At 43.1% G+C, this 26696-nt stretch carries 22 protein-coding genes; 11 read left to right on the forward strand and 11 right to left on the reverse strand.

The genetic code is table 11. The features are described from left to right. The first annotated feature begins 45 nt into the window (after positions 1 to 45). A complete protein-coding gene (locus V6M43_RS03985; protein ID WP_332732743.1) occupies positions 46 to 1815 on the forward strand; it encodes an ABC transporter ATP-binding protein in 1770 nt (589 codons plus the stop codon). Here V6M43_RS03985 and V6M43_RS03990 read toward each other — a convergent pair. The 4 genes from V6M43_RS03990 to V6M43_RS04005 all read right to left on the reverse strand — a co-directional run bounded on the left by V6M43_RS03990 (position 1807) and on the right by V6M43_RS04005 (position 7979). Next, a complete protein-coding gene (locus V6M43_RS03990; RefSeq protein ID WP_332732744.1) occupies positions 1807 to 4176 on the reverse strand; it encodes a TonB-dependent receptor in 2370 nt (789 codons plus the stop codon). The two genes, V6M43_RS03985 and V6M43_RS03990, sit on opposite strands and share 9 nt — an antisense overlap. Positions 4177 to 4241: 65 nt before the next feature. Continuing rightward, complete coding sequence (locus V6M43_RS03995; protein WP_332732745.1) at positions 4242 to 6077, reverse strand: tetratricopeptide repeat-containing sensor histidine kinase; 1836 nt, start codon at positions 6075 to 6077, stop codon at positions 4242 to 4244. Continuing rightward, entirely contained in the window at positions 6074 to 6718 is a 645-nt protein-coding gene (locus V6M43_RS04000) for a response regulator transcription factor (protein WP_332732746.1), read from the reverse strand. Before V6M43_RS04000 ends, V6M43_RS03995 begins: the two co-directional genes overlap by 4 nt. A gap of 85 nt (positions 6719 to 6803) precedes the next feature. Beyond that, the gene (locus V6M43_RS04005; protein ID WP_332732747.1) at positions 6804 to 7979 is read right to left on the reverse strand and encodes a thiolase family protein; all 1176 of its coding nucleotides are present in this window, start codon (positions 7977 to 7979) and stop codon (positions 6804 to 6806) included. A gap of 153 nt (positions 7980 to 8132) precedes the next feature. Between V6M43_RS04005 and V6M43_RS04010 the strand changes: the two genes are divergently transcribed. Both V6M43_RS04010 and V6M43_RS04015 read left to right on the forward strand, forming a co-directional pair. After that, the gene (locus tag V6M43_RS04010) at positions 8133 to 9173 is read left to right on the forward strand and encodes a quinone-dependent dihydroorotate dehydrogenase (RefSeq protein WP_332732748.1); all 1041 of its coding nucleotides are present in this window, start codon (positions 8133 to 8135) and stop codon (positions 9171 to 9173) included. 46 nt (positions 9174 to 9219) lie between these two features. Beyond that, positions 9220 to 10041, forward strand: coding sequence for a TerC family protein (locus V6M43_RS04015; RefSeq protein ID WP_332732749.1), 822 nt, complete (start codon positions 9220 to 9222; stop codon positions 10039 to 10041). An 8-nt stretch (positions 10042 to 10049) separates the two neighbouring features. On the opposite strand, the gene V6M43_RS04020 is transcribed toward V6M43_RS04015, so the two are convergent. The 3 genes from V6M43_RS04020 to V6M43_RS04030 all read right to left on the reverse strand — a co-directional run bounded on the left by V6M43_RS04020 (position 10050) and on the right by V6M43_RS04030 (position 13285). Beyond that, positions 10050 to 10751, reverse strand: a complete 702-nt coding sequence (locus V6M43_RS04020; RefSeq protein ID WP_332732750.1) for an RsmE family RNA methyltransferase — start codon at positions 10749 to 10751, stop codon at positions 10050 to 10052. Positions 10752 to 10753: 2 nt separating this feature from the next. Continuing rightward, complete coding sequence (gene dnaB, locus V6M43_RS04025; RefSeq protein WP_332732751.1) at positions 10754 to 12310, reverse strand: replicative DNA helicase; 1557 nt, start codon at positions 12308 to 12310, stop codon at positions 10754 to 10756. A 555-nt stretch (positions 12311 to 12865) separates the two neighbouring features. Next, positions 12866 to 13285, reverse strand: a complete 420-nt coding sequence (locus V6M43_RS04030) for a hypothetical protein (RefSeq protein ID WP_332732752.1) — start codon at positions 13283 to 13285, stop codon at positions 12866 to 12868. A 117-nt stretch (positions 13286 to 13402) separates the two neighbouring features. Between V6M43_RS04030 and pheT the strand changes: the two genes are divergently transcribed. The 8 genes from pheT to V6M43_RS04070 all read left to right on the forward strand — a co-directional run bounded on the left by pheT (position 13403) and on the right by V6M43_RS04070 (position 22022). After that, on the forward strand, positions 13403 to 15826 hold the full coding sequence (gene pheT / locus V6M43_RS04035; RefSeq protein ID WP_332732753.1) for a phenylalanine--tRNA ligase subunit beta: 2424 nt from the start codon (positions 13403 to 13405) through the stop codon (positions 15824 to 15826). Positions 15827 to 15855: 29 nt separating this feature from the next. Next, positions 15856 to 16146, forward strand: a complete 291-nt coding sequence (locus V6M43_RS04040; protein ID WP_332732754.1) for a hypothetical protein — start codon at positions 15856 to 15858, stop codon at positions 16144 to 16146. Positions 16147 to 16148: 2 nt separating this feature from the next. Beyond that, the gene (locus tag V6M43_RS04045) at positions 16149 to 16439 is read left to right on the forward strand and encodes a cell division protein ZapA (protein ID WP_332732755.1); all 291 of its coding nucleotides are present in this window, start codon (positions 16149 to 16151) and stop codon (positions 16437 to 16439) included. Positions 16440 to 16574: 135 nt separating this feature from the next. Further along, a complete protein-coding gene (gene rny / locus V6M43_RS04050) occupies positions 16575 to 18140 on the forward strand; it encodes a ribonuclease Y (protein WP_332732756.1) in 1566 nt (521 codons plus the stop codon). A gap of 84 nt (positions 18141 to 18224) precedes the next feature. Continuing rightward, entirely contained in the window at positions 18225 to 18587 is a 363-nt protein-coding gene (gene rplS / locus V6M43_RS04055) for a 50S ribosomal protein L19 (protein ID WP_332732757.1), read from the forward strand. A gap of 494 nt (positions 18588 to 19081) precedes the next feature. Further along, entirely contained in the window at positions 19082 to 19306 is a 225-nt protein-coding gene (locus V6M43_RS04060) for a Sec-independent protein translocase subunit TatA/TatB (protein ID WP_039127227.1), read from the forward strand. Between the two features lie 69 nt (positions 19307 to 19375). Further along, the gene (gatA, locus tag V6M43_RS04065; RefSeq protein ID WP_332732758.1) at positions 19376 to 20851 is read left to right on the forward strand and encodes an Asp-tRNA(Asn)/Glu-tRNA(Gln) amidotransferase subunit GatA; all 1476 of its coding nucleotides are present in this window, start codon (positions 19376 to 19378) and stop codon (positions 20849 to 20851) included. A gap of 70 nt (positions 20852 to 20921) precedes the next feature. Next, positions 20922 to 22022: a lytic transglycosylase domain-containing protein gene (locus V6M43_RS04070; RefSeq protein ID WP_332732759.1), complete on the forward strand. Its 1101-nt coding sequence runs from the start codon at positions 20922 to 20924 to the stop codon at positions 22020 to 22022. 33 nt (positions 22023 to 22055) lie between these two features. Here the strand turns inward: V6M43_RS04070 and V6M43_RS04075 are convergent, their stop codons facing one another. The 4 genes from V6M43_RS04075 to V6M43_RS04090 all read right to left on the reverse strand — a co-directional run bounded on the left by V6M43_RS04075 (position 22056) and on the right by V6M43_RS04090 (position 26687). After that, the gene (locus V6M43_RS04075) at positions 22056 to 23348 is read right to left on the reverse strand and encodes an anthranilate synthase component I family protein (RefSeq protein ID WP_332732760.1); all 1293 of its coding nucleotides are present in this window, start codon (positions 23346 to 23348) and stop codon (positions 22056 to 22058) included. Between the two features lie 8 nt (positions 23349 to 23356). Continuing rightward, positions 23357 to 23788 carry a hypothetical protein gene (locus tag V6M43_RS04080; RefSeq protein ID WP_332732761.1) on the reverse strand — a complete coding sequence of 144 codons (432 nt, stop codon included), beginning with the start codon at positions 23786 to 23788 and terminating at the stop codon, positions 23357 to 23359. Between the two features lie 85 nt (positions 23789 to 23873). Further along, positions 23874 to 25136, reverse strand: coding sequence for an adenylosuccinate synthase (locus tag V6M43_RS04085; protein ID WP_332732762.1), 1263 nt, complete (start codon positions 25134 to 25136; stop codon positions 23874 to 23876). A gap of 144 nt (positions 25137 to 25280) precedes the next feature. Continuing rightward, positions 25281 to 26687 carry a RagB/SusD family nutrient uptake outer membrane protein gene (locus V6M43_RS04090; RefSeq protein ID WP_332732763.1) on the reverse strand — a complete coding sequence of 469 codons (1407 nt, stop codon included), beginning with the start codon at positions 26685 to 26687 and terminating at the stop codon, positions 25281 to 25283. Between the last annotated feature and the right edge of the window lie 9 nt (positions 26688 to 26696).

Genomic DNA, 26696 nt, shown 5'->3' on the forward strand with positions numbered 1-26696 from the left:
GACATTGCCAGGTTTTATCTAATTTTAGTTTTAGCCACCACATTTATGAAAATACTGCTTCAATACCTCAAACCATATAAATGGCTTGTATTGCTTACCCTTTTACTTGCGGGCATCAATACAGGTTTCTCTCTAATTGATCCGATCATATTTGGGAAGATGACCAAGATCGCTTTTGATTATAAAAATTACACATGGCCCGAATTTGGAAAGGCAGTAGGATGGCTTTTACTGTTGTCAATTTCGGTAGCCATGATCAGTCGAATTGCCAAAGCATTCCAGGATTATTTCTTTAATGTTATTACCCAGAAATTTGGCGCCAAAGTATTCACTGATGGTCTCCAGCATGCAATGAAACTGCCTTTTCATGAATTTGAAGATCAGCGCAGCGGCGAAACCTTAAGCATTCTTCAGAAGGTGGAAACCGATACGGAAAAGTTCATTTCCAATTTTATAAATATTTTGTTTGGTGTGATCATAGGGGTCTTATTTGTTGCAGCCTATTCTTTTACAATTCACTGGTCATTGCCTCTTGTTTATTTCAGTGGTATTTTGTTGCTTACATTCCTGACAAATATTCTAAGCCGGAAAATAAAAACTATCCAGAAAAATATCGTTTCCCAAACAACCTCTCTGGCAGGTACTACTACTGAATCGCTCAGGAATATTGAACTCATTAAGAGCCTTGGCTTAACTACACAGGAAGTAGCGCGCCTTAACCGCAATACGTATAAGATTCTGGGGCTTGAACTTACCAAGGTCAAAAGAGTCAGGAGCCTGAGCTTTGTTCAGGGTACATTTGTTAATACTTTGAGGCAGGTGATCCTTTTTCTACTGATGTGGTTGATTTATCGGGAAAAAATGAATCCCGAAGAGCTGGTTACCATGCAGATCTTTTCTTTTTTCGTCTTTGGTCCCTTACAGGAAATTGGAAATATCATCCTTTCTTACCGGGAGGCGGAAGCATCCCTTAATAACTTTAAGACCCTGATGCAAAAGAAACCTGAAGCTCGCCCTGAACATCCCAAAGCGCTCGATGCTATATCTACGCTCGCATTCCGGAATGTAAGCTTCAAACATAAAACTGCCCAACACCATGCCATACAGGATATCAGTTTTGAAGTAGCCAAAGGGCAAACAATTGCTTTTGTAGGTCCATCCGGTGCTGGCAAAACGACACTGGTTAAATTATTGGTAGGCCTGTATCGCCCGGAGGGAGGATCTATTGAATACAATGGTATCAATGAAAACGAAATTGACTTTGAAGAGTTGCGAAAACAAATCGGTTTCGTGACCCAGGATACACAGCTATTTGCCGGTACCATAAAAGAAAATATTCTTTTTGTAAAACCTGGCGCAAGCGATGAAGATGTACAGGATGCATTGGATAAAGCAAGTTGCCAGAATCTTTTATTGAGAGCCGAAAATGGTATTAATACAATGATAGGAGAAGGAGGACTAAAACTTAGTGGTGGCGAAAAACAACGACTTAGTATCGCCCGCTCCCTTCTTCGCCAACCTGACCTGCTGATTTTTGATGAAGCCACCTCAGCACTTGATTCAATCACTGAAGAAGAAATCACGCGTACAATCCGAAATATATCAGCACAAAGAAATCAGATCACCCTGATGATTGCTCACCGTTTATCTACTATCATGCATGCTGATCAAATTTATGTTTTGGAAAGAGGAGAAATTGTAGAAACAGGAACCCACAATAAACTGGTTTCAGACAAGGGACTTTACTACGCCATGTGGCGCCAGCAAATTGGTGAAAGAAAGGCTATCGGAACCGAGATGCTAGCATCACAGTGATCCTGAAAAAGGTATTTCCAGTTTGATACTGAAATTTCTTCCCATATTGAATACACCAGTACGTCCGGTTAATGGATTTTCAGCAGTATATTTTAACCTGTTCAAGTGGTGCTGGTATGCTCTGTCTGTCAGGTTCATAACATTGAAATATATATTGGCGATGCTTTTTTTCTTTGAATGTATGGATGTGCTGAACCCTGCATTCAACAGTGAATAGCCTTCGGTAACTGTTTCAGTGTTGTAAACGGTAAATACTTCCGTCTGACGGAATGTATTGTCAAATTGTAATTTAAGGGACAGGTTCCCGATGAATTTTGATTCACCTTCAAAATCTGCTCGTATTTCGGATACCCAATGCGCTGCTGGCATAAAGGGAATATTGCGATTACCTTCAATGCCATCACGAAATCTGCCCCTTACAAAGGAAATAGTATTTTCAAAATGTAACCAGTCCAGGGGGTGGGGATGTATATCTATTACTGCCTCAAATCCGGTTAATGATGCATTGCGCTGGTCAAACTTAAAAGCCATATTACCATCCACTAGCGAATCGCTACCTCCCACTGCTTCAAGCTTGCGATAAAAAATGTAGTTATTAATACTATTATTAAACAAACTGGCAGAAACGGATATATGTTCAGAATTAAACTCTGCACCCAGATCTGTTTGTAAACTTGTTTCCGAAACCAGGCTACGATTTCCATACTCATATCGATTGGTACCTTCATGACTACCATTCGAGGAGAGTTCAGGAATGCTGGGAGCCCTGAAACCGCGCGATAAATTGAATTTGAATGTTAATGCAGATGTTGGAAGATAACTGAGTCCGGCACTACCCGAAACATTTGAAAAACTCCTTGTAAATGATTCAAACTTTAATTCATTCCCTTCCTGGTAAGCCTTCGATTTGGTATTCCTGTTATCAAATCGCAGCCCCCCGCTGAAGCTGAATTTATCCAGATTCTTCTGCACAAAAGCAAATACTCCAGCATCTATAGTATTGTATTCTGGTATAAGAACTTCTTCCCCTTTATTCTTATTCTCCTGGAACATACCATTTATTCCAACACTTGCATTCCACCCACTAAACTGCTTAACATGAACGATGGAAGAATAGGTTAGCGTATTAAGATCAAAATATAATTCCTTATCGGTGGGATCATCAGGATTGCCGAATTCCATACGCTGGTTTCTTTGATATCCCAGCTTTAAAGCAAGCCTGTTCTGCCTCACCTGAATGCTATTATCTGAGGTGATTCTGAAATGGCTGATCTCCTGCATCGGCACCTGCGGATCAGTACTTTTGAAGTCCGATGGTCCTGCAACCGCCTCCACTCCTCCTGGCATTAATTTCAGGAAATTTCCGTTTTCATCCCGCTCCCCTTCTACCATTCCGAGCTTCTGGTTGAATTTGCTGATCATTAAATGGCTATAGCCCCAGTTACCATTATACCCAACGTACCCCCCAAAATTCTTTTCATTGAATTTGGAGTTGTAGACCTTACCATCATACTTATTTTCATAATCCGCCGCAGCTTTTAATGATCCATAGGCATTCCAGCTGAATCCGTTTTTATTTGACCCCAGATTAATATTTAATCCGCGTAGCCGGTTGTTTGTTTGGTAAGCGGAAGTCACTGAACCCTTAAACACCCCTTCCTGAACCGGAACATTGGTTAGTATATTGATCACTCCCGCCATGGCATCACTTCCATACATAAGTGAAGCAGGGCCCTTTAAGATTTCAACCTTTTGAACACTGTACTCGTCAATCTCAATGCCGTGTTCATCACCCCACTGTTGCCCCTCCTGCCTGGTACCATCATTGAGCACAATAACCCTGTTATATCCCAACCCACGGATTACTGGTTTGGAAACTGCCGGTCCCGTGCTGATCTGTGAAATCCCGGGTTTATTACTCAGCGCATCAATCAGGTTGGTGGATACTGTTCGATTGAGATCAACTTTTTTGACAATATTTACTGGCACAGGATTCCTTCTTGCCTGCGTTGCAGCACTTATCCCTGTAACTACTACTTCATCGTTTTCTACCACCGATGGACTCAGCATAAAATCCCTTACAGTACCTGGTGAAATAAAAATATACTCTGAAAAAGAAGCATAGCCAACATATGAAACCTCAAAGAGGTGCCTGCCAGCAGCCACATTCCTGAATGAAAAAGCGCCATTTTCATCGGTTACCACGCCGGTTCTCAGATCTGAAATAATAATAGATGCACCGGCCAGGGGTTGACCGCTGATTGCGTCAGTTACCTTGCCTGATACTGAATTCCGCGGTTGTGATCTAACAGAACTTATAAGCAGGAAAATGGAAATAGTAAACATCACTAGCCTTGGCATAAATATAATTTTGAAACTGCGTTGCAAATATAAGGGGATTTTACATTTTTGCAACCACGATGCTTTTATTTTCCAAACCGAACTTTAAAAACACTCCCTCCCTGATTTGCCAATTGATATTGAATAGTGCCGTTCAGTTCATTTACCAACCGCTTTACTATTGATAGTCCCAACCCGCTGGAAGCCTCGCCATCAGTAGTTCGATTGCCAATATTTGCATAAGGGGTGAAAAGTAGATTTTGCTTCGATTCCGGAATCCCTACTCCCTCATCTTCAACTATCAGCTCCACATGACCATCTGTATTTACCAGCTTAACATAAACAGATTTCCCTGGTTCAGTATATTTTATGGCATTCGATACCAGGTTCTCAATAATCCTGCGAAATATTGCCTGGTCTGTTAGCAGGAATACTCCCGAAACAGTCTCAGGAAATTCCAACTTTATCCCTTTAGCATCCGCCATACCCCGGAATTCACCAACTATCCAGTTCAGATAGGATGCAATATCTGTCTCCTCCAACTCAATTCTCTCTCTTTTAGAACCTTCCCTCTCCACCTCCAGGATATTACGAATAAGTTTCTCACCATCCTGGGCCGATGCGCGAATTCTTTCCAATGCTTTTTGTTGGTCAGTTGTCAGATTATCTTCTTTAGCAAGCAGGTTACTCCACATACCAATGCTTGCCAATGGTGCACCGAGATCGTGAGAGACTATACCGATAAGGGTGTTCTTTTCCTTATTGAGTATTGCCATTTTTTCTTTTTGTTTCTGTATCTGGATATTTACTTCCTGCAATCTTAAATTAGCCCTTCTATAGACCAATAAAGAGATACCCACCAGTAGCGCAATAATGAATGCCGCCAGAACCAGAAGGCTAAGGTTTTTATTTTTTAATTTCTCCCGGTCTACTTCCGATACAAGTAATTTATTTTGTTTTTCCCTGTCACGGGCATTGAAGCGTTCCTGCATTTCTGCGATCGTCTTACTTGAAGTTTCATTCACCAAAGCAGTATCCAGCGTATACCACTTTTTCTGGAAAGTATAGGCCTGTTTATACCGCCCCAATTTTTCATAAAGTTTGGTATAAAGTGAATAACTGTCTGCTTCCTTTTGACGGCTCTTAAGTTGCCGGGAAATATCGAGAGCTATATCTAAATAATGGGTTGCCGAATCATATATTCCGGCTTCCAGATGGCAATCAGCAATATTCAGGTTATCATACCAGAGATCAGATTTATTACCGGTGGAATCATGAATCTGTTTATTCAGACGAAAGTATTCTATCGCACGGGTAAAGTTCTTTTTACGGAAATAAACATTGCCCGTATTATTATAAATCACAGGGAGTGTTTGTTTGAGATTATACCGGTTACTTAATTCCAGTGCATTATTAAGAAAAAATAATGCACTATCTGGCTGATCCAGCTGGTTATAAATTGCTCCGATATTTGTATAACTGGATATTGTTGTATTAATTTCTCCCTGTTCAAGGGCAATTTTCAGGCATTGCAGGTAAACCTCACGTGCTTTTTGCGGTTGCTTGATTTCAGAATAAACAATGGCGATATCACTCAGGGCAGCGATCTCATACTCCCGGCTTTTCTCCACACGCGCCAGGTCGAGGGTTACAAGATAGTGATTGATTGCTTCCTGATAATTACCTGAATACTCGCTGGCCAGGCCCCTCAATCGTTTTGCAAGTATTTGTCCCTTACTATATTGCAACTTTTCCGATTGCTCTTCAATGAACGCGGCATTTGCCAGTATTGAATCCACTCTGTCTTCTGAAATGCCGAGCGATTTATCATACAATCGCTTGATTGTATTAGTATCTGCGATTTGCGAAAATGCCCGGTTAAAAAAGCATAACAAAACCGATATCAGTAAAATATTTCTCAATCGATCAGGTTGTTCCTTAGGGCAAATTTTACCAGGCCTACCGTATTATGAACTCCTAATTTCGCAATAAGGTTTTTACGGTGTGTTTCTACTGTGCTAACGCTAAGGAATAACCGTTGTGCTATCTCGGCATTGCTGTATTCCTTGCACACCAGCTTTAACACTTCAATTTCGCGCCTGGAAAGTATCTCATCAACTTTTTTATCTTCAATGGTCAGGGTATTTCTGAAATCGTCATCGCTCATCACGTCAATTTCCCTGCTAAACCATGTTCCCCCTTCAGCCACTGTTTTAATTGCTGTAACGAGCTCTTCCACGGATGCATTCTTCAGCACATATCCCTGAACGTTATATTTGAGTAACTTGTGTACATAGCGAGTGCCCCGCATAAGTGTGAGATATATTACCTTTTGTTTAGGCCTTATCTCCCGTATCTTTTTTATCAATTCTTCTTCATCTGTATCTGGAAGATTAACATCAAGCAGGAGGATATCTTCCGCTGTCAGGTTATTAAGCTTATCCAGCAAACCTGATCCTGAACTACTGATGCCGGTAACTTCCACGGAGGGTTGCTTTTGCAATAATAGCGAGAGGCCTTCCAGATACATTTCATGATCGTCTGTAATGAATACCCTGGTCATAGGATACAAAGAAACTATATTTTAATATGATCCGATCATCATAAAAAAAGCCGGGATTAACCCGGCCTGCTATGTCTGAAAATTTTCAAAGGTTTTCAATAATACCTGCAATCCCCTGCCCTCCTCCTACACACGCCGTAACCATGCCATATTTTTTGTTTAACCTTTTCATATCATGGGTTATCTGGATGGTCAGTTTGGCGCCGGTACAACCTAATGGATGGCCAAGAGCAATAGCTCCACCGTTTATATTAACAATAGATGGATCAAGACCGGCTTCGCGTATCACTGCTAATGCCTGCGAAGCAAAGGCTTCATTTAATTCTACAAGATCTACCTGCGACAAATTCAAACCCGCTTGCTTTAATACCTTAGGGATGGCAGCTACCGGACCAATGCCCATTATGCGAGGATGAACTCCAGCGCTTGTGCAAGCCACCAAACGAGCGATAGGTTTCAGGCCAAGTTCAGTAACCATCCGCTCACTCATCACTACAACGAAAGCAGCCCCGTCACTCGTCTGCGATGAATTACCAGCCGTTACAACACCACCGGCTGCAAAAGCAGGCTTAAGTTTAGCCAGGGCATCTATGCTGGTATCGGCACGTGGACCTTCATCGGTATCTACTATAAAATCTGTTTTTTGCTTCTTGCCTTTACCATCAAGATAAACTTGTTCCACTTTCACAGGTAAAATACCTGGTTTAAAATTACCTTCCTGTATAGCACGAATGGCTTTTTGATGGCTCTGGTAGGAGAATTCATCCTGCGCCTCGCGGCTGATGCCATATTCCTTTGCGACAGCCTCTGCGGTTAATCCCATACTTAGATAGTAATCAGGCGTTTCACTGGCAACACTGTAAGCCGGAACAGTCTTCCATCCTGCGGTTGGAACAAGACTCATACTTTCTGTACCACCTGCCACTATACACTCTGCCTGACCAGTCCGGATTTTGGCGGTAGCAATGGCAATTGTTTCAAGACCACTGGCGCAATAGCGATTAACGGTCATTCCAGGAACCTCGATACCAAGTGCCCTAACCGATATCATCCTTCCTATCTGCAAGCCCTGCTCAGCTTCCGGAACCGCATTGCCAACTATTAAATCATCGACCCGCTGGGGATCCAGATGTGGTATAGTTGCCAAAAGGCCTTTTATCACATCCACCGCCAGATCATCGGGCCTTACGAACCTGAACCCACCACGCTTTGCCTTGGTAACGGCAGTCCTGAATCCAGCTACTATATATGCTTCCTGCATGAAAAATATTTTATATGACTAGAAAATAGGCTGCATCAGGGCTTAGCCCTAATAGTTGCATAGACAACCTTATTACTCAAATTTAAGTGGTTCTCACTATCCATGAAAAATAATTTTTTGAAAAGCCCCTCCAAAGGTTTTTTTTTGACAAATATGTATTCAATCATCCGCACTATCCTTTTCAGGTTATCTGCTGAAACAGCCCACTATTTTTCCATGAACATGCTCCAGCTGGCCTGTTCGTTTCCCTATATCCGCAAATACATCACCCGCCGCTTTACAGCCCGGGGTGCCAGACCAATAGAGGCTTTTGGATTATCTTTTAAAAATGGAGTTGGCCTTGCCGCAGGATTTGACAAAAATGCAAGGTACCTGCGGGAGCTGGAATCACTAGGCTTCGGGTTTATTGAAATCGGAACCGTAACACCTCAACCCCAGGCGGGAAATGATCGTCCCCGCTTATTCCGCTTACCTAAAGATGAGGCACTTATCAATAGGATGGGTTTTAATAACGAAGGGGTGAAAGTAGTAGCTGAGAGACTGAAGAGTTGGAAGCTTGCCCATCCCGCCAACCTTCACCCAAAACTGATCATAGGTGGTAATATCGGAAAGAATAAACTTACCCCAAATGAAGAGGCCTGGAAAGATTATGAAATCTGCTTCCGAGAATTGTTTGATGTCGTAGACTATTTTGTAGTAAACGTAAGTTCACCCAATACACCCGGACTGAGGGAACTTCAGGAAAAGGACGCCTTACATAAAATACTCTCCCACCTGCAAACCATAAACAACCAATACCCGCGGCCCAAACCACTATTGCTTAAAATAGCACCCGACCTTACAACAGGTCAGGTGGATGATGTAATTGACCTCGCAATTGAGCTCCAGCTGGCAGCACTTGTTGCGGCAAATACCACCATAAGAAGGGATGGCCTTCGCACTACCGAGGCAGAGCTTGAAAAGATCGGAGCAGGTGGATTAAGTGGGGCACCACTACGGGAAAGAGCAACCGAAATGGTCCTTTATATCCACCAGCGTTCGGATTCCCGCATCCCCGTTATTGCCAGCGGAGGCATTTTTACAGCACAGGATGCAATGGAAAAGCTGGACGCGGGTGCCTGTTTGGTACAAGTTTGGACGGGTTTCATTTATGTTGGTCCATCAATTGCAAAAGACATCAGTGAACATATATAAATTATACAGACCTTAACCCCTTAATAATAAACCCCTGCTTCTTAATATGGAACATTTATTCACGACCGAAAGCCTGATTAGTTTTCTTATCCTGGTAGTACTGGAAGTGGTACTGGGAATAGATAACGTCATTTTCGTAAGCATTATCATGAACCGGTTGAAGGAAGCGAAAGACCATAAAAAAGCGAGAAGGTTCTGGATGATCTCAGGAATTATTATGAGGAGCCTTTTATTATTGGGGTTGGGATGGCTACTCGCACAAAAAGGAAAAGCAGTATTCACCATTGCAGGCAAAGGCTTTGACCTGGCTAGTATTGTAATGCTTGCAGGGGGATTGTTCCTCATCTATAAATCGGTTAAGGAGATCCATCACAAATTGGAAGGTGATGATCCAAATGCAGCCGGCAACCAGCAACCAACCCTTAGCTTCGGTCAGGCCATAGGTCAGATATTATTGATTGATGCGGTTTTCTCTTTCGATAGTATTATCACAGCAGGGGGAACTGCCAAGCATGTTGAAATAATGATTGCAGCCGTGGTTATTGCCATGACAGTCATGTTTCTTTTCAGCCCAAAAATTTCCGGGTTCATACATAAACATCCAACCCTGAAAATGCTGGCACTTTCTTTTCTGGTGATGATAGGATTAAGCCTGGTAATTGAAGGATGGGATAGTGAGGCGGCACATAACCTGGGAATGAAAAATTATATCTATTTCGGTATGGCATTCAGTTTCGCAGTAGAAATGCTAAATATGTTCATGCGTAAAAATGCTGTTGCAAAACCCGTAGCATTAAGGGAGCCTGTACTGGAAGATCCAAACATCGCTTCATCACATCCCGATCATTATGATGATATGGCCCGATAAAAATATCTTTAATTCACCATTAAAAGGGTAGCGCCCACCATACCGGCTGTTTCTGTTCGCAATCTGGTTTCACCAAGTGCCACGGGGGCGAATCCATGTGCTAGCGCATGGGCAATTTCAGCTTCGGTAAAATCACCTTCCGGACCAATTAACAGGATCTCTTTACCCTTAGCAGGCCCTTGTTTCCGAAGGGATTCTTTATTAGTTTCTATGCAGTGGGCAATCCATTTTTTATTGTGATCACTTTCCTTCACTATGATATTAAATGGAACGGGGGTTGATAATTCCGGTAACCAAACCTGCTGACTCTGCAACATGGCACTCACAAGAATCTGGTGCATTCGGTCGTAACGAAAGTTTTGCTTTTCTGTTCTCTGGCAAATAATCGGATAAATGTTTGCCACGCCGGTTTCTGTTGCTTTTTCAAGAAACCATTCAAATCTTGTATTATTCTTTACCAGTGAGATGGCAATACTTACAATTGCAGTTTGCCTTTCAAAAAAAGTTTGATTTTCCACTTTTACAACTGCCCTTTTCTTATGAGCTTCTGTTACAGTAGCAGTTAAAAGCAAACCCTTGCCATCAGTAAGGTGCAACTGTTCCCCCATCTGCATTCTTAAAACAGAAACGATATGCCTTGAAGTAGGCTCATCCAGATCAATCAGGCTGCCACCATCATAAGTTGATAAATAAAAGAAGGGTAAGGCCATTATCAGAACGGTGTTTCATCATCTTCAAATGGCACATCATTCATCCGGCTGCCTATCTGTCGGTATCCGCTATTGTCTGCCGGGGCTCCAGAAGGCCCTATCGGCTTCCAGGAAGGGCCGCTACCCGCCGCACCTTCACCACCTTCCACTCCCTCATCAACAAATTTCTGAATATGAAGCTGGGCCCTGAGTTTGATTGTTTCGAGAGATCCGTTTCGGTGTTTTGCTATCCTCACATGGGTTTCACCTTTTACGCTTTCTCCGTGTTCATTGGCATTTACATCATAATATTCAGGGCGATAAATAAACATAACCATATCAGCATCTTGTTCGATGGCCCCTGATTCACGGAGATCACTTAACTGAGGCATTTTATTACCTTCTTTTCGTGTTTCGACCGCCCTGCTCAACTGAGAAAGTGCAATTATCGGCACCTCCAATTCTTTAGCCAGCTGCTTCAGAGAACGGGAAATCTGGCTGATCTCCTGTTCGCGGTTCGTATTTCCTCCCGCACCACTCATTAGCTGCAGATAATCTATTATGATCAGGCCAAGATCATGTTTGTTCTTTAACCTCCGGCATTTGGCCCTTAGTTCAAAAATATTAAGCGCTGCCGTGTCGTCAATAAAAATCTTCGCTTCAGAAAGCCGTTGGATCCCTTTGGCATAGAGCTGTTTCATTTCATACTCTTCAAGCTTTCCCCTGCTTATCTTTTCCAGCCATATTTCCGATTCGGCCGAAAGAATACGCTGTACCAATTGACCAGCGCTCATCTCAAGACTAAACACGGCCACTGCTGTGGGACGGACGGGGTGCAAAGCCGCATTACGCGCCAAATTAAGTGCGAAGGCGGTTTTACCCACAGCAGGGCGTGCTGCGAGGATGATCAAATCAGTCTTCTGCCACCCGTATGTAACCTTATCTATGCTTGGGAAACCGGATGGCACACCCGAAATATCTTCCTTCTGGTTGCGGAGATCCTCTATTCGCTTAACCGCTTTAACCAGTACCGAGTCAATAGAATTATAATCTTTACGAAGGTGATTATTCGTTATCTCGAAAAGCTTGCTCTCTGCAGAATCGAGTAAATCAAATACATCAGTTGAATCTTCATAAGCATCACTTATAACTTCCCCGCTGATACGGATCAATTCGCGCTGGATAAATTTCTGTAAAATGATTCGGGCATGTGCATCAATATTGGCCGAAGACACTACCGTATTAGTGAGCTTGGTAACATAATAAGGGCCTCCCACCATCTCCAGTTCTTCGCGTTTCCGAAGTTCTTCCACTACAGTAAGAATATCAATGGGTTGTGTTTTCTGTGAAAGTGCCTGCATGGCTTTGAATATGCGCTGATTGGCATCCACATAAAAGCATTCTGCCTTAAGCACTTCAACCACCGTGTCAAAAGCACTCTTCTCCAACATAATTGCTCCGAGTACAGCTTCCTCAAGATCTTTTGCCTGGGGTGGTACTTTGCCGTACATCATAGTACTCAGATCAATTGATCCTTTCCTGCGGTTTTTCCGGTCCTTATTGATATTAGTTAGATCCATTTATAGTAAACAAGGGTCAAAAACGTTAAAAAATAATTCCCTGAAATGGAGAAAATAATCCACAAAACGACATTACCAAATGATTAATTAATTATGACGCGGGTGTTAACACCTATTCAGGAGGGCGAATATATCTCCAACCCTAGCTTTTAAAAAAATTATTTGCAGCGTTAATTTATTCTATAGTAATTAAGATGGTTATCCACAGCTTTTTGACGCTTATTCACCATCATCTTCAGGCTATCCACAATTTAAATAAGTTTTCCCAGCATTCTTTTACGAAATACACACGGGTTGTGCATAAAGAATTTGGCAGGTATACTTGGCTGTAATAATCTATCACCATGATGGGCTTTCAGGTCAAATGACATAGAATTCCATATCTGTTTTTCGCATGAAACATTGTGTCAGCTTGCCTTTCAGAAATTGTGCATAAACAGTGAATAAGGCAGAATACTGTATGATGGCTATTAATAGCCTCTTAAAAACATACCGTTAAAACACCCATTCTTCCTGAGGAGTTTGTTTCACTATAGTTTCACGGCATGATTTTTTCTATAAATGAGCTCTTTCTGCAACGTCATTTTCATTATGGCAGCTGTTACATCGCTTAACCAGGAATTCATAACTCTTTCTTGCTGCCACACTATCTCGGCGGCGGATGCTTCTTAACAGGCTTCCAATGGACCTTTCCATTTTTCTTTCATAGAACTCCCGGAAAGGCTCCTTCAAACGCTGGTGTTTTATGAAATCCTCGCTACATATCTTTAAAACGCTGTCCATACTTCTTGTCATATTGCTGGCTCCTTCCCAATCATTTTTTTGCAGATCGGTACCTATTGAACCTTGCAGGATTGCTAATACATCCATTTGCTCACTTAGGTCCTTAAAAGGCTCGCCAATAGGTTTTTCAGCCTGGCAACCATCTGCCAGCATCATCATAATGACAATTATCCCCATCACCAATACTTTCATTGACGGCATTTTACTTTAAAATTAATCGAGTACCAGCCAAATTTATTAAGCTGTAATGCATAAACAACACAAGCCTGTGTAAACAGTTATATTTGCTGCCTAATATTTATACGATACATGACAATTTCTTATAATTGGCTGGCTGAATATATCCCGGTATCGATCGACCCGGAACGCATGAGCAAAATACTGACGGCAATTGGATTGGAAGTAGAGAGCATGGAGCAATATGAATCCGTAAAGGGGGGATTGAAGGGCCTGGTGATCGGAAAGGTACTTACCAGTGATCAGCATCCGAATGCAGATAAACTCAAATTAACCACAGTTGATATAGGGGGAAGCGAACCACTTCAAATCGTATGCGGAGCACCAAATGTGGAAGCCGGACAAATGGTTGTAGTGGCACCGGTGGGCACCACCATCTATCCCAGCTCAGGTGATCCGGTAACAATGAAGATCGCTAAAATCAGGGGTGTTGAAAGCCATGGTATGATTTGCGCTGAAGATGAGATTGGTCTGGGTACAGACCATGGCGGCATCATTGTATTACCATCAACTCTAAAAACCGGCACACCGGCCGCAACACATTTCCACACATACCAGGATATTATTTTTGAGATCGGCCTTACCCCCAACAGGATGGATGCCATGAGTCATCTGGGTGTGGCAAAAGATGTTTGTGCCTATCTTACCCACCACGATAAAAAAGAGCTTCGTGTAAAACAACCATCCGTTAACGCTTTCAAAGCGCAGAATAAATCATTACCTATTGCAGTCACAATTGAAGACAAGGTGGCTTGTAAGCGCTATGCCGGGGTAAGTATCACAGGGGTAAAAATAGCTGAATCGCCCCAGTGGCTTAAAGATAAACTGCAGGCCATTGGCGTGCGGCCCATCAGTAATATTGTAGATATCACCAATTATGTTCTTCATGAAATGGGCCAACCCCTTCATGCTTTCGATGCGGATGCTATCAGGGGCAATAAAGTGATCGTCAAAACCCTTCCTGATCAAACCATTTTTGTTACCCTTGATGAAAAGGAAAGAAAGCTGCACGCCACAGACCTGATGATTTGCAATGAAGACGAACCCATGTGTATTGCAGGGGTATTCGGTGGTATTAAAAGTGGTGTAACAAACAAAACCCAGAATATTTTCCTCGAAAGTGCCTGGTTCAATCCTGCTTCCATCAGAAAAACATCTTTCCGGCATTCACTTCGAACCGATGCGGCTACACGTTTTGAAAAGGGTGTGGATATCTCACAAACAGTTCAGGCATTGAAGCGCGCAGCCCTGCTGATAAAGGAGATCGCCGGAGGTACCATTTCATCTGATATAACAGATGTTTACCCCGAACCGGCAGTAAAGAATGAAGTCGCGATAAAATACCATTACCTGAAAAAACTGAGTGGCAAAAATTACCATCCCGATACGGTTAAAAAAATCCTTGAGGCGCTGGGCTTTGAATTATTGAAGGATGGAATTGACGAAATGAGGGTTTCCGTACCATTCAGCAAACCTGATATTAGTATTCCAGCCGATATTGTTGAGGAGATACTCAGGATCGATGGTCTCGACAATGTAGAAATACCACAGGCTATTACAATTACTCCCTCTGTTGAGGATGATATTGATGGAAAGCTTAGAGAGAAGATCGCCCAATACCTGGCGGGTGCCGGTTTCCGTGAAATACTGACCAACTCCATTTCGAACAGCGCTTATTTTACTGAACAACAAATGAAAGCTGCGGTCAAAATGCTTAACAACCTTAGTATTGAACTGGATGTACTGAGGCCCGCGATGCTTGAAACAGGTCTCGAGGTGATTGCTTATAACCATAACAGGAAGAATACAGATATTAGTTTTTTTGAGTGGGGTAAAACATATCTAACTGAAAACGAAGGAAAATATACCGAAACGCCTCATTGCTGTATTTACCTGAGTGGCAATTTCACTCCAACTTCCTGGCGTAATAAGGGTGCTGCTGCAGATATTTACACGCTGAAAGGAATTGTTGAGAAGATTAGCCTTATGGCAGGAGTTCCATCCATTCGATTTGAAGCCGGAGAAGCAGAAGGTTTGTCAGATGCCCTTCATATCTATTCAGGAAATCAACTTATCGGAATAGCCGGACAGGTATCCAAAAAGAAGGCGAACCAGTTTGATATTAAGCAACCTGTATTTTTTGCAGACCTTTACTGGCAGGTACTTATGGCATTGGTTTTGCGCCAGAAGATCAGCTTTCGTGAATTACCAAAACAACAGCCTGTACAACGCGACCTGGCCCTCGTGGTTCCAAAACAAACTGCTTATGGCGCAATAGATAATGTGATTCACTCACAAAGAATCGCAAAGCTTAAAAAACTGGAACTCTTTGATCTGTTTGAAAGCGATAAATTAGGAGCAGGGAAAAAATCATTGGCTGTTAGGTTTACCTTTCTGGACGAGGAGAAGACAATGACCGATAAGGAGATAGACTCCATGATGCAAAAGATCATAGGAGCAATTGAAAAAGAGATTGGCGCAGAGATCCGGAAATGAGCCTTGCTTCATTTCCTTACCTTTAATATATGCAGGAATTGCTTGACCATATCGCCAGGATCCAGGATAAACTGGGCGTTTTGCAGAAACAGTTCCTGCAAATTCAACGCGAAAATGAACGACTCCTTCAACAACACCAGAGCTATGTTGAGAAAGACCGTTTACAGCAACATCGCCTGGAAGAATTGCAACAGCAATTAGACCTGTTAAAGGCTACCCGCGGTGCAGGCACCAACGAAGTTGACAAGCACGCGCTCGAGAAAAGGATCAATCAATACCTCAGGGAGATCGATAAATGTATCGCCCTGCTTAATGAATAACCATGTCTGACCAGCTAATACCGCTAAATATTGTAATTGGTGACAGGACCTATCGGATCAAAATCAGGGCCCAGGACGAAGAAGCGGTTCGAAATACCATTAAGATCATTAACGATAAGGTTATTGAGTTCAAAACGCAATTCTCTGCTAAAGACATGCAGGACTATATTGCCATGGTACTGGTATGGTATGCCACCGAACAAAGCCAACTCACTAAAAGCACCCTTGAAAAGCAATCCATCATAGACAAACTCACCCAACTTGAAGGGATGATTGACCGCACTGGTACCTGATCTGATGGCCCTGCGAAATGCCATTCGCTTTTCTCCAATGAATTCGTATTTTCGCGAATTAGCATCTTACTCAATCACTTATGAGGTATGTGCAGAATATATATACGATTGTCAAAAGCATTAAAAAACAACTAAATGAACGACACTATAATGATATTGATCGCTGCCCTTGTTGCCCTGATTGTGGGCATAGTGGCAGGCAAATTCATTTTTAAAGCGAACACAGAACAGAAGATTAATGAAGCGGAGCAACAGGCTCAGAAAATTCTAAAAGACGCCCAGTCGCAGGCGGAAACATTAAAAAAGGAAAAATTATTAGAGGCCAAAGAAAAATTTGTACAATTAAAAGCTGATCATGACAGGGAAGTTCTGGATCGCAATCGCAAACTTGGGGACACAGAAAACAGGATCAAGCAAAAAGAGCAGTCAATAAATCAGAAAGAAACCAACCTCGACAAACAGATCAAGGAGAACGAAGCGATCAAAGAAAACCTGAACCGTCAGATTGAGCTGGTCAATTTTAAACGTACTGAGCTCGAAAAGCACCAGGAAGAACATATCCGGAGGCTGGAAAAAATCGCGGGGTTAACTGCCGAAGAAGCGAAGACCCAATTAGTGGAGAGCCTGAAGCAGGAAGCGCATACCCAGGCCCTGGGCGTACAACAGGAAATAATTGATGATGCCAAACAAAAAGCCAATAAAGAGGCAAGGAAAATCATTATTCAAACCATCCAGCGAACTGCTGCAGAACAGGCCATTGAAAACTCCATAACGGTATTCAACCTGGAAAGTGATGAGATCAAGGGTCAGATCATTGGCCGTGAAGGACGAAATATCCGTGCAATTGAAGCTGCAACAGGCGTTGACCTCGTTGTTGATGATACTCCCGAAGCAATTATCCTTTCATCTTTTGACCCCCTTCGTCGTGAAATCGCCCGACTGAGTTTGCAGCGGCTGGTTACTGACGGCAGGATCCATCCCGCCCGTATTGAGGAGGTAGTAGAAAAAACACGTCGCCAGATCGAAGACCAGGTGATGGAGATCGGTGAGCGTACAGTAATTGAGCTCGGTATCCATGGTTTACATAAAGAGCTTGTCAGGATAGTGGGAAAGATGAGATTCCGCTCTTCCTATGGTCAGAACCTGCTTATGCACAGCCGGGAAGTCGCCAATTTATGTGGTATCATGGCTTCAGAATTGGGAATGAATCCCAAGCTTGCTAAACGGGCCGGATTATTACACGATATTGGTAAAGTTCCTGATGAAGAATCAGAATTAAGCCATGCCTTACTGGGTGCAAAGCTGGCTGAAAAATATGGTGAAAACCCCGCTGTGGTGAATGCTATCGGAGCCCACCACGACGAAATGGAAATGCAGTATGTTATCAGTCCTATTATCCAGGCTTGTGATGCCATAAGTGGTGCCCGTCCGGGTGCCCGCAGGGAAATCATGCAGCAATACCTGCAGCGGATTAAGGACCTTGAAAATATGGCGATGGCATATCCCGGGGTGGAAAAGGCATATGCCATTCAGGCTGGCCGCGAGTTGCGTGTAATTGTAGAGGCCGATAAGGTAACCGACAGTGACAGCGACCGGCTCAGCTTTGAAATTGCACAGAAGATACAGACGGAAATGACTTTCCCCGGCCAGATCAGGGTTACGGTAATCCGGGAGAAAAGGGCTGTGAACGTTGCCAGGTAGTAAAAATCAGTAGGAGAAGACAGAAAATTCTTTTGGATATTCGATGTTTCCTCCTACCTTTGCCGTCCGATAAAATTAAGAATCATGAACGCAGTAGCATTTGTTCACGAGCAGTTAACACCGAATAGAGAATTCCCGAAGTTCAAAGCCGGTGACAACGTTACCGTTAACTATAAGATCGTTGAAGGAAATAAAGAGCGTATCCAGAGCTTTAAAGGCGATGTGATCAAGCGCCAGGGCCAGGGCACAACCCAAACTTTTACCGTCCGTAAGATCTCTGACGGTGTGGGTGTGGAAAGAACTTTCCCTCTCTTCTCGCCAAATATTGACACTATCGTGCTTAATAAAGCAGGAAAGGTTCGTCGCGCCAAGCTTTACTTCCTTCGTGAGCGTAGCGGTAAGAGTGCACGAATTAAAGAAAAGAAAAGAGCAGTTGTTGCGAAATAATTAACCTTCGGGTTATAACAAAAAGGCCGTCTCAAATCATTGAGGCGGCCTTTTTATTTTCTACGGTTTCCATCTATTAAAATAAGCATGGAAGCCATCCCCACTATCACCATTTTGATTGTATCCGATCGGCCTGATAGGATGGTTACCTAAAATCTATCCTAGGGTTATCCTAGGGTTATCTTAGGGTTATCCTAGGGTTATCCTAGGGTTTTTAGCCTATAATACCCTAGGATAACCCTAAAAGTACCGTAAGAAAACCCAACCATGGTGAAACAAGTGAGCATACTCCAAACAACAATGTTATATGGGGCGAACCATTTTACTGCCTGTACGCTTTGTAATGAGTTGAAATAAGAAAAGGAATTGATGGAAAGGATAGTGCAAAAAAATACTATTTCAAATCAACGGAATCGATTGCACATTTATGAATTGTTATTGAAACTATTGCCTTATTAATATCGTATCTTTACAAACAACTTAAATCATTTGGCATGGTACAAGCTAATCCATTTTTACTGATCTCAATGCCGGGCGGAAGCGAGCTGATCCTGATCGGTCTGGTTGTATTACTTTTGTTCGGTGGCAGGAAAATTCCTGAACTGATGCGCGGTCTGGGTCGTGGTATCCGTGAATTCCAGGACGCAAAAAACAATGTGAAGCAAGAGATTGAAGAAGGGATCAAGGAAAAAGAAAAAACTCCTTCCTCTCAACCTTAATTCAATTCAATGCCTGTTGTACTTAGGTATTAATCCGGATCTACCCTTTAGTTGAACATTAGAAACGCAATGGTCTTGTTTGAATACGAATCAATAGCAGCATATCATAAAGAATTGAAAAATGGCTCCACTACCTGCTCTGCGGTAGTGGAGTTTTATTTGCAGCAAATCACCCAAAACAGACACCTGAATGCCTTCGTTGAAGTGTTTGAACAATCTGCCAGGGAGGAAGCAAACCGGCTTGATAAACAAATAGCAGAAACTGGCCATCTGTTACCCCTCCATGGAGTAGTGGTTGGTATTAAGGATGTTTTATGCTACAAGGGATTTCGTACCAGTGCCTCCTCCCGGATGCTGGAAAACTTTATAGCTCCCTATACGGCCAGTGCAGTGCAGAAACTTTTGAATGCCGGTGCAATCATAATTGGAACACTTAATTGTGATGAATTCGCCATGGGTTCCTCTAATGAAAACTCCTGTTATGGTCCTACTTTAAATGCGCTGGACAACAATCGTGTTCCGGGGGGCTCTTCAGGGGGGTCTGCAGTAGCCGTGCAGGCGAAGCTCTGTATGGTTACCCTTGGCACTGATACAGGAGGCTCAGTTAGGCAGCCAGCCGACTTCTGTGGTATCATTGGTCTCAAACCAACATATGGACGTATTTCGCGGTATGGCCTGATCGCTTATGCATCTTCTTTCGATCAGATCGGCATTTTAGCCAACAATCTGCATGATATTGGCCTCATACTGGAAACTATCGCAGGGGCTGACGAATTCGATAGCACCGTTGCTGACAGGCCGGTACCACCCTATTCCTCGAATTTGTCAGGATTTGATTCTGACATTTCAAATAACGGTGGTAAATCCCGGGAACCGCTAAAGTTCGCCTACTTCAAAGAGGCAGTTGAGCATCCATCCCTTGATCCCGAGATTAAAGCTAGCCTGCTAAATTACTTTGACCGGCTCCGAAATGAGGGACATACCGTTACAGCTGTCGATTTTACCTACCTTGATTATATCGTTCCAACTTACTATATATTAACAACCGCAGAAGCATCTTCTAACCTCTCCCGCTTCGATGGTGTTCGTTATGGCCGCCGCGAAGATGTTAAAGTGGATGATTTAGCAGAATTTTATGCACATAATAGGTCCGCCGGATTCGGCTCGGAGGTAAAGAGAAGAATCATGCTTGGAAGCTTCGTTCTGAGTGCCGGTTATTATGATGCATACTTCACTAAAGCCCAGCAGGTCAGGCGCGAGCTATACAACCAAACACAATTGATTTTCAAGGACTTCGACGTAATCCTTAGTCCAACGGCTCCCACTACAGCTTTCCGTTTCGGCGAAAAAACTGACGATCCTATCGAAATGTATCTTGGAGATATTTACACAGTTTTTGCCAATTTAACGGGCATTCCGGCCATTTCTCTCCCCATTTTTTGGCACAGTAATGGTATGCCATACGGCCTCCAGGCTATGACAAACCGATTTGAAGAATTATCTTTGCTCAAGGTTTCAGAGTTACTGGTGCATTACAAGAATTAATCCTTCCGTTGAAAACCGGCCAAAGTCTCCTTTGAGAAGCTTTCATTAATTGTGAACGAAAATCTGGAACATGAAAAAATTTCTCATGTTAGGTGCCATCCTTGTGGTGTCACTTGGCTTCTCCGTTGCCCAGGAAACAACGAATCCTACCAGTGGTCCGGCAATAGCTGATACCACCATTGAAAACGCTGCTGATAACACTTTGAAGGCAGCAACTCCTACCCAAAAGATCTCTGATCTTTTTGAAGAAGATGGAACAAACACTTCCAATGCTCCCAGGCTAAATCCCCGGGCAGTGAATTTTGTGGAAGATTACATCGAAAAACACACCAAGTCATTACAGGACCTCAAATCATGGGCTCGTCCTTATTTTAACATGATGGATGGGGTTTTTCGTAAGCATGGTCTGCCTCGCGAATTAAAGTACCTGGCTGTTATCGAATCAAAATTGAAATCAGGAGCTGTATCTCATATGGGTGCGGTAGGCCCCTGGCAGTTCATGAAACCAACGGCTATTACAATGGGTCTGAAAGTAAATAGCAAGGTAGATGAAAGAAAAAATTATCTTAAGAGCACAAATGCTGCCGCTCTCTACCTGAAAGACCTTTACAAAATTTATGGCGACTGGCTCCTGGTAATCGCAGCATATAATGCCGGTCCGGGTAATGTTCAGAAAGCGATCGCAAGAAGTGGCAGCCGTAATTTCTGGGATCTTCAGTATTACCTTCCCGCTGAAACGCGTAACCACGTTAAAAAATTTATCGGTACGCACTATATTTTTGAAGGGCAGGGGGGGTTAACCACTCTTACGAAAGCAGAAACCAAGGCGCATTATGGTCCTCACCTCTATGCGTTCCATCGCAAAATTACCAAGGAAGAAGAAGATGGGTCTAAGAGCCAACATGTTTCCGGCAAGTATCAGTCTGCCGTTATCGCTAAACACATTGTTATGGACCTGGGTGATTTCAATCGTTTCAATCCTGACTTTGATAAGGTAATGTCAAGCACTACCAACAGCTACGAAATGAAACTTCCGCTTGAAAAGATGGAGATGTTTAATGCAAGCAAGTATAATATTCTTCAGGAATCAGTACAGGTTCTCCTGAGCAGCGCAGCTGTAATGAATGATGGATCAGCCACCAACAGAAAGCAAACTGGTATTCTTAAATAGTTATCCTGAATTTTAAGCTTAAAAGTGCTGGTATCATTCCAGCACTTTTTTTATTGCTATAGCTTTTAGCAGGCATTCTTCATATTCTTTTTCAGGTTCTGCGTACCAGGTGATGCCGGACCCAAAAAGACAGGACAGGTATTGATTTTGATCATTATAGAGAATGCTCCTTATAACAACATTGAAATCAGCATTGCCCGCAGGATCGCAATAACCAAGGGCGCCTGAAAATATTCCCCGTCGCACCAATTCATATCGCTCAATAAGTTCAAGAACTTTGTTCTTGGGAGCGCCGGTCATGGAACCCATAGGAAAACTGGCTTCAACAGCATCAATCCAATTCTTACCCGATGCAAGATTGCCGCTGATAGTAGATATCATCTGGTGAACCTGCGGAAAACTGTAAATGCCGAATAATTCATCAACCTGTACAGAGCCCGCATCACAAACCCGGGAGAGATCATTGCGTACAAGATCAACAACCATTACATTTTCGGATCTTTCTTTTGGATTGGCGTTAAGTTCTTCGGCCAGTTCCCTGTCATGTTTTTCATTCAGGTGATCTCGCACTGCAGTTCCTTTAATGGGTTGGGAAATCACCCTTCCATCTTTTACACGCAGATATCTTTCCGGACTGGCACAAAGCAAATGAAGACTATCAATCTTATAATAAGCTGAAAAGGGATTAGGTGAAACTTCTGCTAATTTTCGGAAAAGTAATACGGGATCAACCGTTACATTTTCAGCAAAAAACTCCTGGCAAAAATTGATCTCATAACAATCACCCCTATGTATATGTGCTTTTAATATTTCTACCCTGCTGATATAATCTTCACGACTCATGGCAGGAGAAAGAATGATTTTAGATAGGTTACCTGTTTTTATTTTTGTATTAAGGATATCGCGAAACAGGGCGTCTTCATCTAAAGAATAACTGCTGATCTTTACCTCGTTCCCTGAAATAAGGATAAGATGTTCGGGAACAAAAAAATAGCAATCCGGAAAACCAAGAGGGTCGTGTAATAATGAAGGAGAGTTGCAGGTTTCCTGTTTAAGATCAAAACCAAAATGACCAAATAGCCAGTCCCCTTGCTGCTTGCTGAAGGCTTGTAACATTCCAAAAGCATTGCCGGCAGAAAGTTTGATCCATTTCCAGGCACCGCTGGCAACTAAACAATCAAAACTGCTCTGTGTGCCGCTGTACTGATGGCTATCCATAAAACAACAGATGTTGAACTGGCTGACCCAATTCAACATCTGCAATTTTATAGCCGGGGTTACGGTCAGGGCATAAGACTTAAACGACCGCCCGGCAGCATTACTCATAGTAATAATTAAAAATCATCATCGTCATCATCAAAGCCGGAATCATTAAACAGGTCCAGTTCTTTGAATTCATCATCGATACCAAGATCTTCTTCATCCTTACCCGCTTTCTTGCCGGGAGCAGGACCTTTCTTGGTTTTTGATTTGGGAAGATCGAATTCTTCAAAATCCGGATCCCAGGTATCTTCTTCTTCTACCTTCTCCCAATCATCATCTTCTTCGATGGCATCATCTTCATCTTCCTCATCCTCATCGGTTTTAGATTTTGAAGCTTTAGCTGATTTCCTGGCAGATGCTTTTGGAGTTTCCTCATCATCTTCAAGGTCATCATCCTCCTCCTCTTCTTTCTTTTTAGATTTCGAAGATGCTTTCTTCACGGGCTCGTCTGCGTTTTCAGCAGGCGTGCGGGTAGTCTTTTTATTATCAGGTTTAGCAGCCATAACTCATAATGGATTACGGTGTAAAATTTCAAGGTTCTTTTTAAATGACCAAATTTTTAAAAAATATTTTTAAAACAGTTGGCCCTTATACAATTACAATCTGGTCGCGTCCAGGTCCGTTAGAAATATGTGATACATCCACACCAATAAACTTGTTTATGTAATCTACGTATTCCTTCATTTTTACGGGTAAGTCAGCATGATTTTTTACTTCAGTAGTATCAGTAATCCAGCCCTGGAAGGAACGTAATACTGGTTCTATCTGATGCCTTGTCATCTGGAAAGGTACATATTCGGATTCCTTTCCGTCAATCTTATATGCAGTACATACTTCGAGTGTTTCAAATTTATCGAGCACATCAGCCTTGGTCATGATCACCTTGGTGACACCATTGATCATGCAGGCATATTTTAGTGCAATCAGATCGATCCAGCCGCAGCGGCGTGGGCGCCCGGTGGTAGCTCCGAATTCATTGCCCAGCTTCCTTAATTCTTCTCCCACCGCATCATGCAATTCTGTGGGGAATGGGCCACTGCCAACACGGGTGCAATAGGCTTTTGTAACGCCCATAACATCCCTGATTTTCTGTGGTGCCACGCCTAGCCCGTTACATACGCCTGAAGTAGTTGTATTGGAAGAAGTTACAAAAGGAAAAGTACCAAAATCGATATCCAGCATACTTCCCTGAGCGCCTTCTGCAAGAACTTTCTTACCGGCTACGATACTTTCATTGATGAAATATTCTCCATTTACAACATTGAGGCTACGGAGGAATTCAATCGCATCAAAAAATTCTTCTTCCCAGGGCGTAATATCTTCCTGGAAACCCATGCTGTCAAGCATCCGCTGGTGCTTGAGACGAAGACGGATATAAGAAGTGGTAAAGTTTTTATCAAGAAGATCACCCACGCGTAAGCCGTTACGACCGGTCTTGTCCATATAGGCTGGACCAATTCCTTTTAACGTGGATCCGATCTTATCATTTCCTTTCTGTAATTCAGATGCTTTATCCAGCGCACGATGCGTTGGAAGGATTAAATGTGTGCGATGAGAAATAAACATGTTCTTGCGAACATCAACTCCAAAGCCGGCAACCGTTTCACATTCGCGTTTTAGCGTAACGGGGTCTAGCACAACTCCATTGCCTATCAGGTTAATGGTGTGTGGATGAAATACGCCGGATGGAATCTGGTGCAAGACAACTTTTTTGCCTTCAACATAGAGTGTATGCCCGGCATTGGGCCCTCCCTGGAAACGTGCGATGATATCATATTGGGGTGCAAAATAATCTACTATCTTACCCTTTCCCTCGTCGCCCCACTGGAGGCCTAAAATTGCGTCTACCATGTATTGATTTTTGTATGCTTGCTGATAATCAGGCTGCAAAAATAGGCGTAACGCAAGCAAATAAAAAACTCAATAATGCACCGGCAATAAAAAGGGCATCTCATCAGAGACACCCCTATTCAACCTAAACTTCTGTCTTAAATTTTATTCACATGGATAAACACTATCCCAGTCGGATTCTGCTTTTGGCATGGCAAACTGTGTAAAAACAGAATGGCTTGGTTTATCGAGTGGCAGATTGGCCAGTTTCTCATACCTTCTCATATCGAACCAACGATGGCCTTCCATGAAGAGAGAATACCTTCTCTGGTGCAACAATTCGTCTATCAGCCGATCTTTATTTCCTGGTACCGCAGGCTTTGCAACGGCTAGCTTTGCTAATCCATAGGCTTCACGGATTATATCTAATGTTTCTTCCGCAGCATCCAGATCATTTTGCTGGATTTTAGCCTCTGCATACATGAGGATCAACTCTTCGTTTCGGATGAACCTTACGGGAGATTCGTTGGTAGCATACATCTGAACCTCATGCGTCATAGAAGGGTAGTCCGGTGGTGCTGTAGGCGTTGTGCGCTGGCGAACACGGGCAAGTCCTCCTTCGGCTATATTAGTACCAAATACCCGCTTATCACCAGTTTCTGCCTCGGCAACAAATTTTGACTGCACCAAAATGGGAGTGCCTGCATTATCAGGTGCACGCCATAATGGGTTTGTCAGGTCACCAGCTGCTGTAGAATACATCAGGTATGGACCTGCGTTCAGGGCACCCTCTATATCCAGGAAAGATGCCGCCAGAGCAGTTTCGAGGGCAGTCCAGTCCTTCTGATACATTGCAATTCTTGCTGCAATGGCCCTGTTCACCTTTTTAAAATCTGATACAGTAGAAAATCCATTCCATCCGGCCACCATAGGGAATGGAAAACCTGCAGTGCCCGCCTGGTCAAGAGCAGCTAATCCCTCATCCGCTAAGCCTTTCAGGTAGGCCAGTGACTCAGCATAATTTCCAAAACAACCAGGCTTGAGTAAGTCGCCTGGTGTACTAAGATCACTGAAGCTGGTGCGGATACCATTATTCCCCATCATATTAAGGGCATTGAGCATTGCATATGCCTGGATGGTTTTGGCGAAACCTTTAGCAGCAGCCTTCTCCCCTTCTGTAATGGAGTTGGTATTCTGGGCTGAACGCAAAAGAATTTCTGCCCTGCGCCTGGTTTGGTTGGAGGTATTGTACCAGTCATACATTATACCCGCGGGATCGAGTGGAATTTCACCCTGCAATTCGCGGTAATAGCGGCTTTCGGTTTGAGCAAAATAGACCACTTCCCTTCCGATTGAGCCCGACCAGGTATAGAAGGAAAATAATCCATTCCTTACCACCGACTGAATACCCACGCCCAGTTGAGCGATCTGGTCACGCGTGGCATTATTCAATACTGATTCCTGGGTAGGGGCATTCGGATTTGGCACGTAGCTGGTTTTCGTACACGCGCTGCTGAGCAGTAAAATAGCTCCCAGCATCAGCATACTGCCCTTGTATAAATACTTATTCATTGATTCAAT

Source organism: Flavihumibacter sp., from assembly GCF_036676075.1.
Classification (GTDB): domain Bacteria; phylum Bacteroidota; class Bacteroidia; order Chitinophagales; family Chitinophagaceae; genus Flavihumibacter.

Coding starts and splice junctions, on each gene's coding strand:
- V6M43_RS03985 (WP_332732743.1), top strand. CDS start 46: ATGAAAATACTGCTTCAATACCTCAAACCATATAAATGGCTTGTATTG.
- V6M43_RS03990 (WP_332732744.1), bottom strand. CDS start 4,176: ATGCCAAGGCTAGTGATGTTTACTATTTCCATTTTCCTGCTTATAAGT.
- V6M43_RS04000 (WP_332732746.1), bottom strand. CDS start 6,718: ATGACCAGGGTATTCATTACAGACGATCATGAAATGTATCTGGAAGGC.
- V6M43_RS04005 (WP_332732747.1), bottom strand. CDS start 7,979: ATGCAGGAAGCATATATAGTAGCTGGATTCAGGACTGCCGTTACCAAG.
- V6M43_RS04010 (WP_332732748.1), top strand. CDS start 8,133: ATGTATTCAATCATCCGCACTATCCTTTTCAGGTTATCTGCTGAAACA.
- V6M43_RS04015 (WP_332732749.1), top strand. CDS start 9,220: ATGGAACATTTATTCACGACCGAAAGCCTGATTAGTTTTCTTATCCTG.
- V6M43_RS04020 (WP_332732750.1), bottom strand. CDS start 10,751: ATGGCCTTACCCTTCTTTTATTTATCAACTTATGATGGTGGCAGCCTG.
- dnaB (WP_332732751.1), bottom strand. CDS start 12,310: ATGGATCTAACTAATATCAATAAGGACCGGAAAAACCGCAGGAAAGGA.
- V6M43_RS04030 (WP_332732752.1), bottom strand. CDS start 13,285: ATGAAAGTATTGGTGATGGGGATAATTGTCATTATGATGATGCTGGCA.
- pheT (WP_332732753.1), top strand. CDS start 13,403: ATGACAATTTCTTATAATTGGCTGGCTGAATATATCCCGGTATCGATC.
- V6M43_RS04040 (WP_332732754.1), top strand. CDS start 15,856: ATGCAGGAATTGCTTGACCATATCGCCAGGATCCAGGATAAACTGGGC.
- V6M43_RS04045 (WP_332732755.1), top strand. CDS start 16,149: ATGTCTGACCAGCTAATACCGCTAAATATTGTAATTGGTGACAGGACC.
- rny (WP_332732756.1), top strand. CDS start 16,575: ATGAACGACACTATAATGATATTGATCGCTGCCCTTGTTGCCCTGATT.
- rplS (WP_332732757.1), top strand. CDS start 18,225: ATGAACGCAGTAGCATTTGTTCACGAGCAGTTAACACCGAATAGAGAA.
- V6M43_RS04060 (WP_039127227.1), top strand. CDS start 19,082: ATGGTACAAGCTAATCCATTTTTACTGATCTCAATGCCGGGCGGAAGC.
- gatA (WP_332732758.1), top strand. CDS start 19,376: ATGGTCTTGTTTGAATACGAATCAATAGCAGCATATCATAAAGAATTG.
- V6M43_RS04070 (WP_332732759.1), top strand. CDS start 20,922: ATGAAAAAATTTCTCATGTTAGGTGCCATCCTTGTGGTGTCACTTGGC.
- V6M43_RS04075 (WP_332732760.1), bottom strand. CDS start 23,348: ATGAGTAATGCTGCCGGGCGGTCGTTTAAGTCTTATGCCCTGACCGTA.
- V6M43_RS04080 (WP_332732761.1), bottom strand. CDS start 23,788: ATGGCTGCTAAACCTGATAATAAAAAGACTACCCGCACGCCTGCTGAA.
- V6M43_RS04085 (WP_332732762.1), bottom strand. CDS start 25,136: ATGGTAGACGCAATTTTAGGCCTCCAGTGGGGCGACGAGGGAAAGGGT.
- V6M43_RS04090 (WP_332732763.1), bottom strand. CDS start 26,687: ATGAATAAGTATTTATACAAGGGCAGTATGCTGATGCTGGGAGCTATT.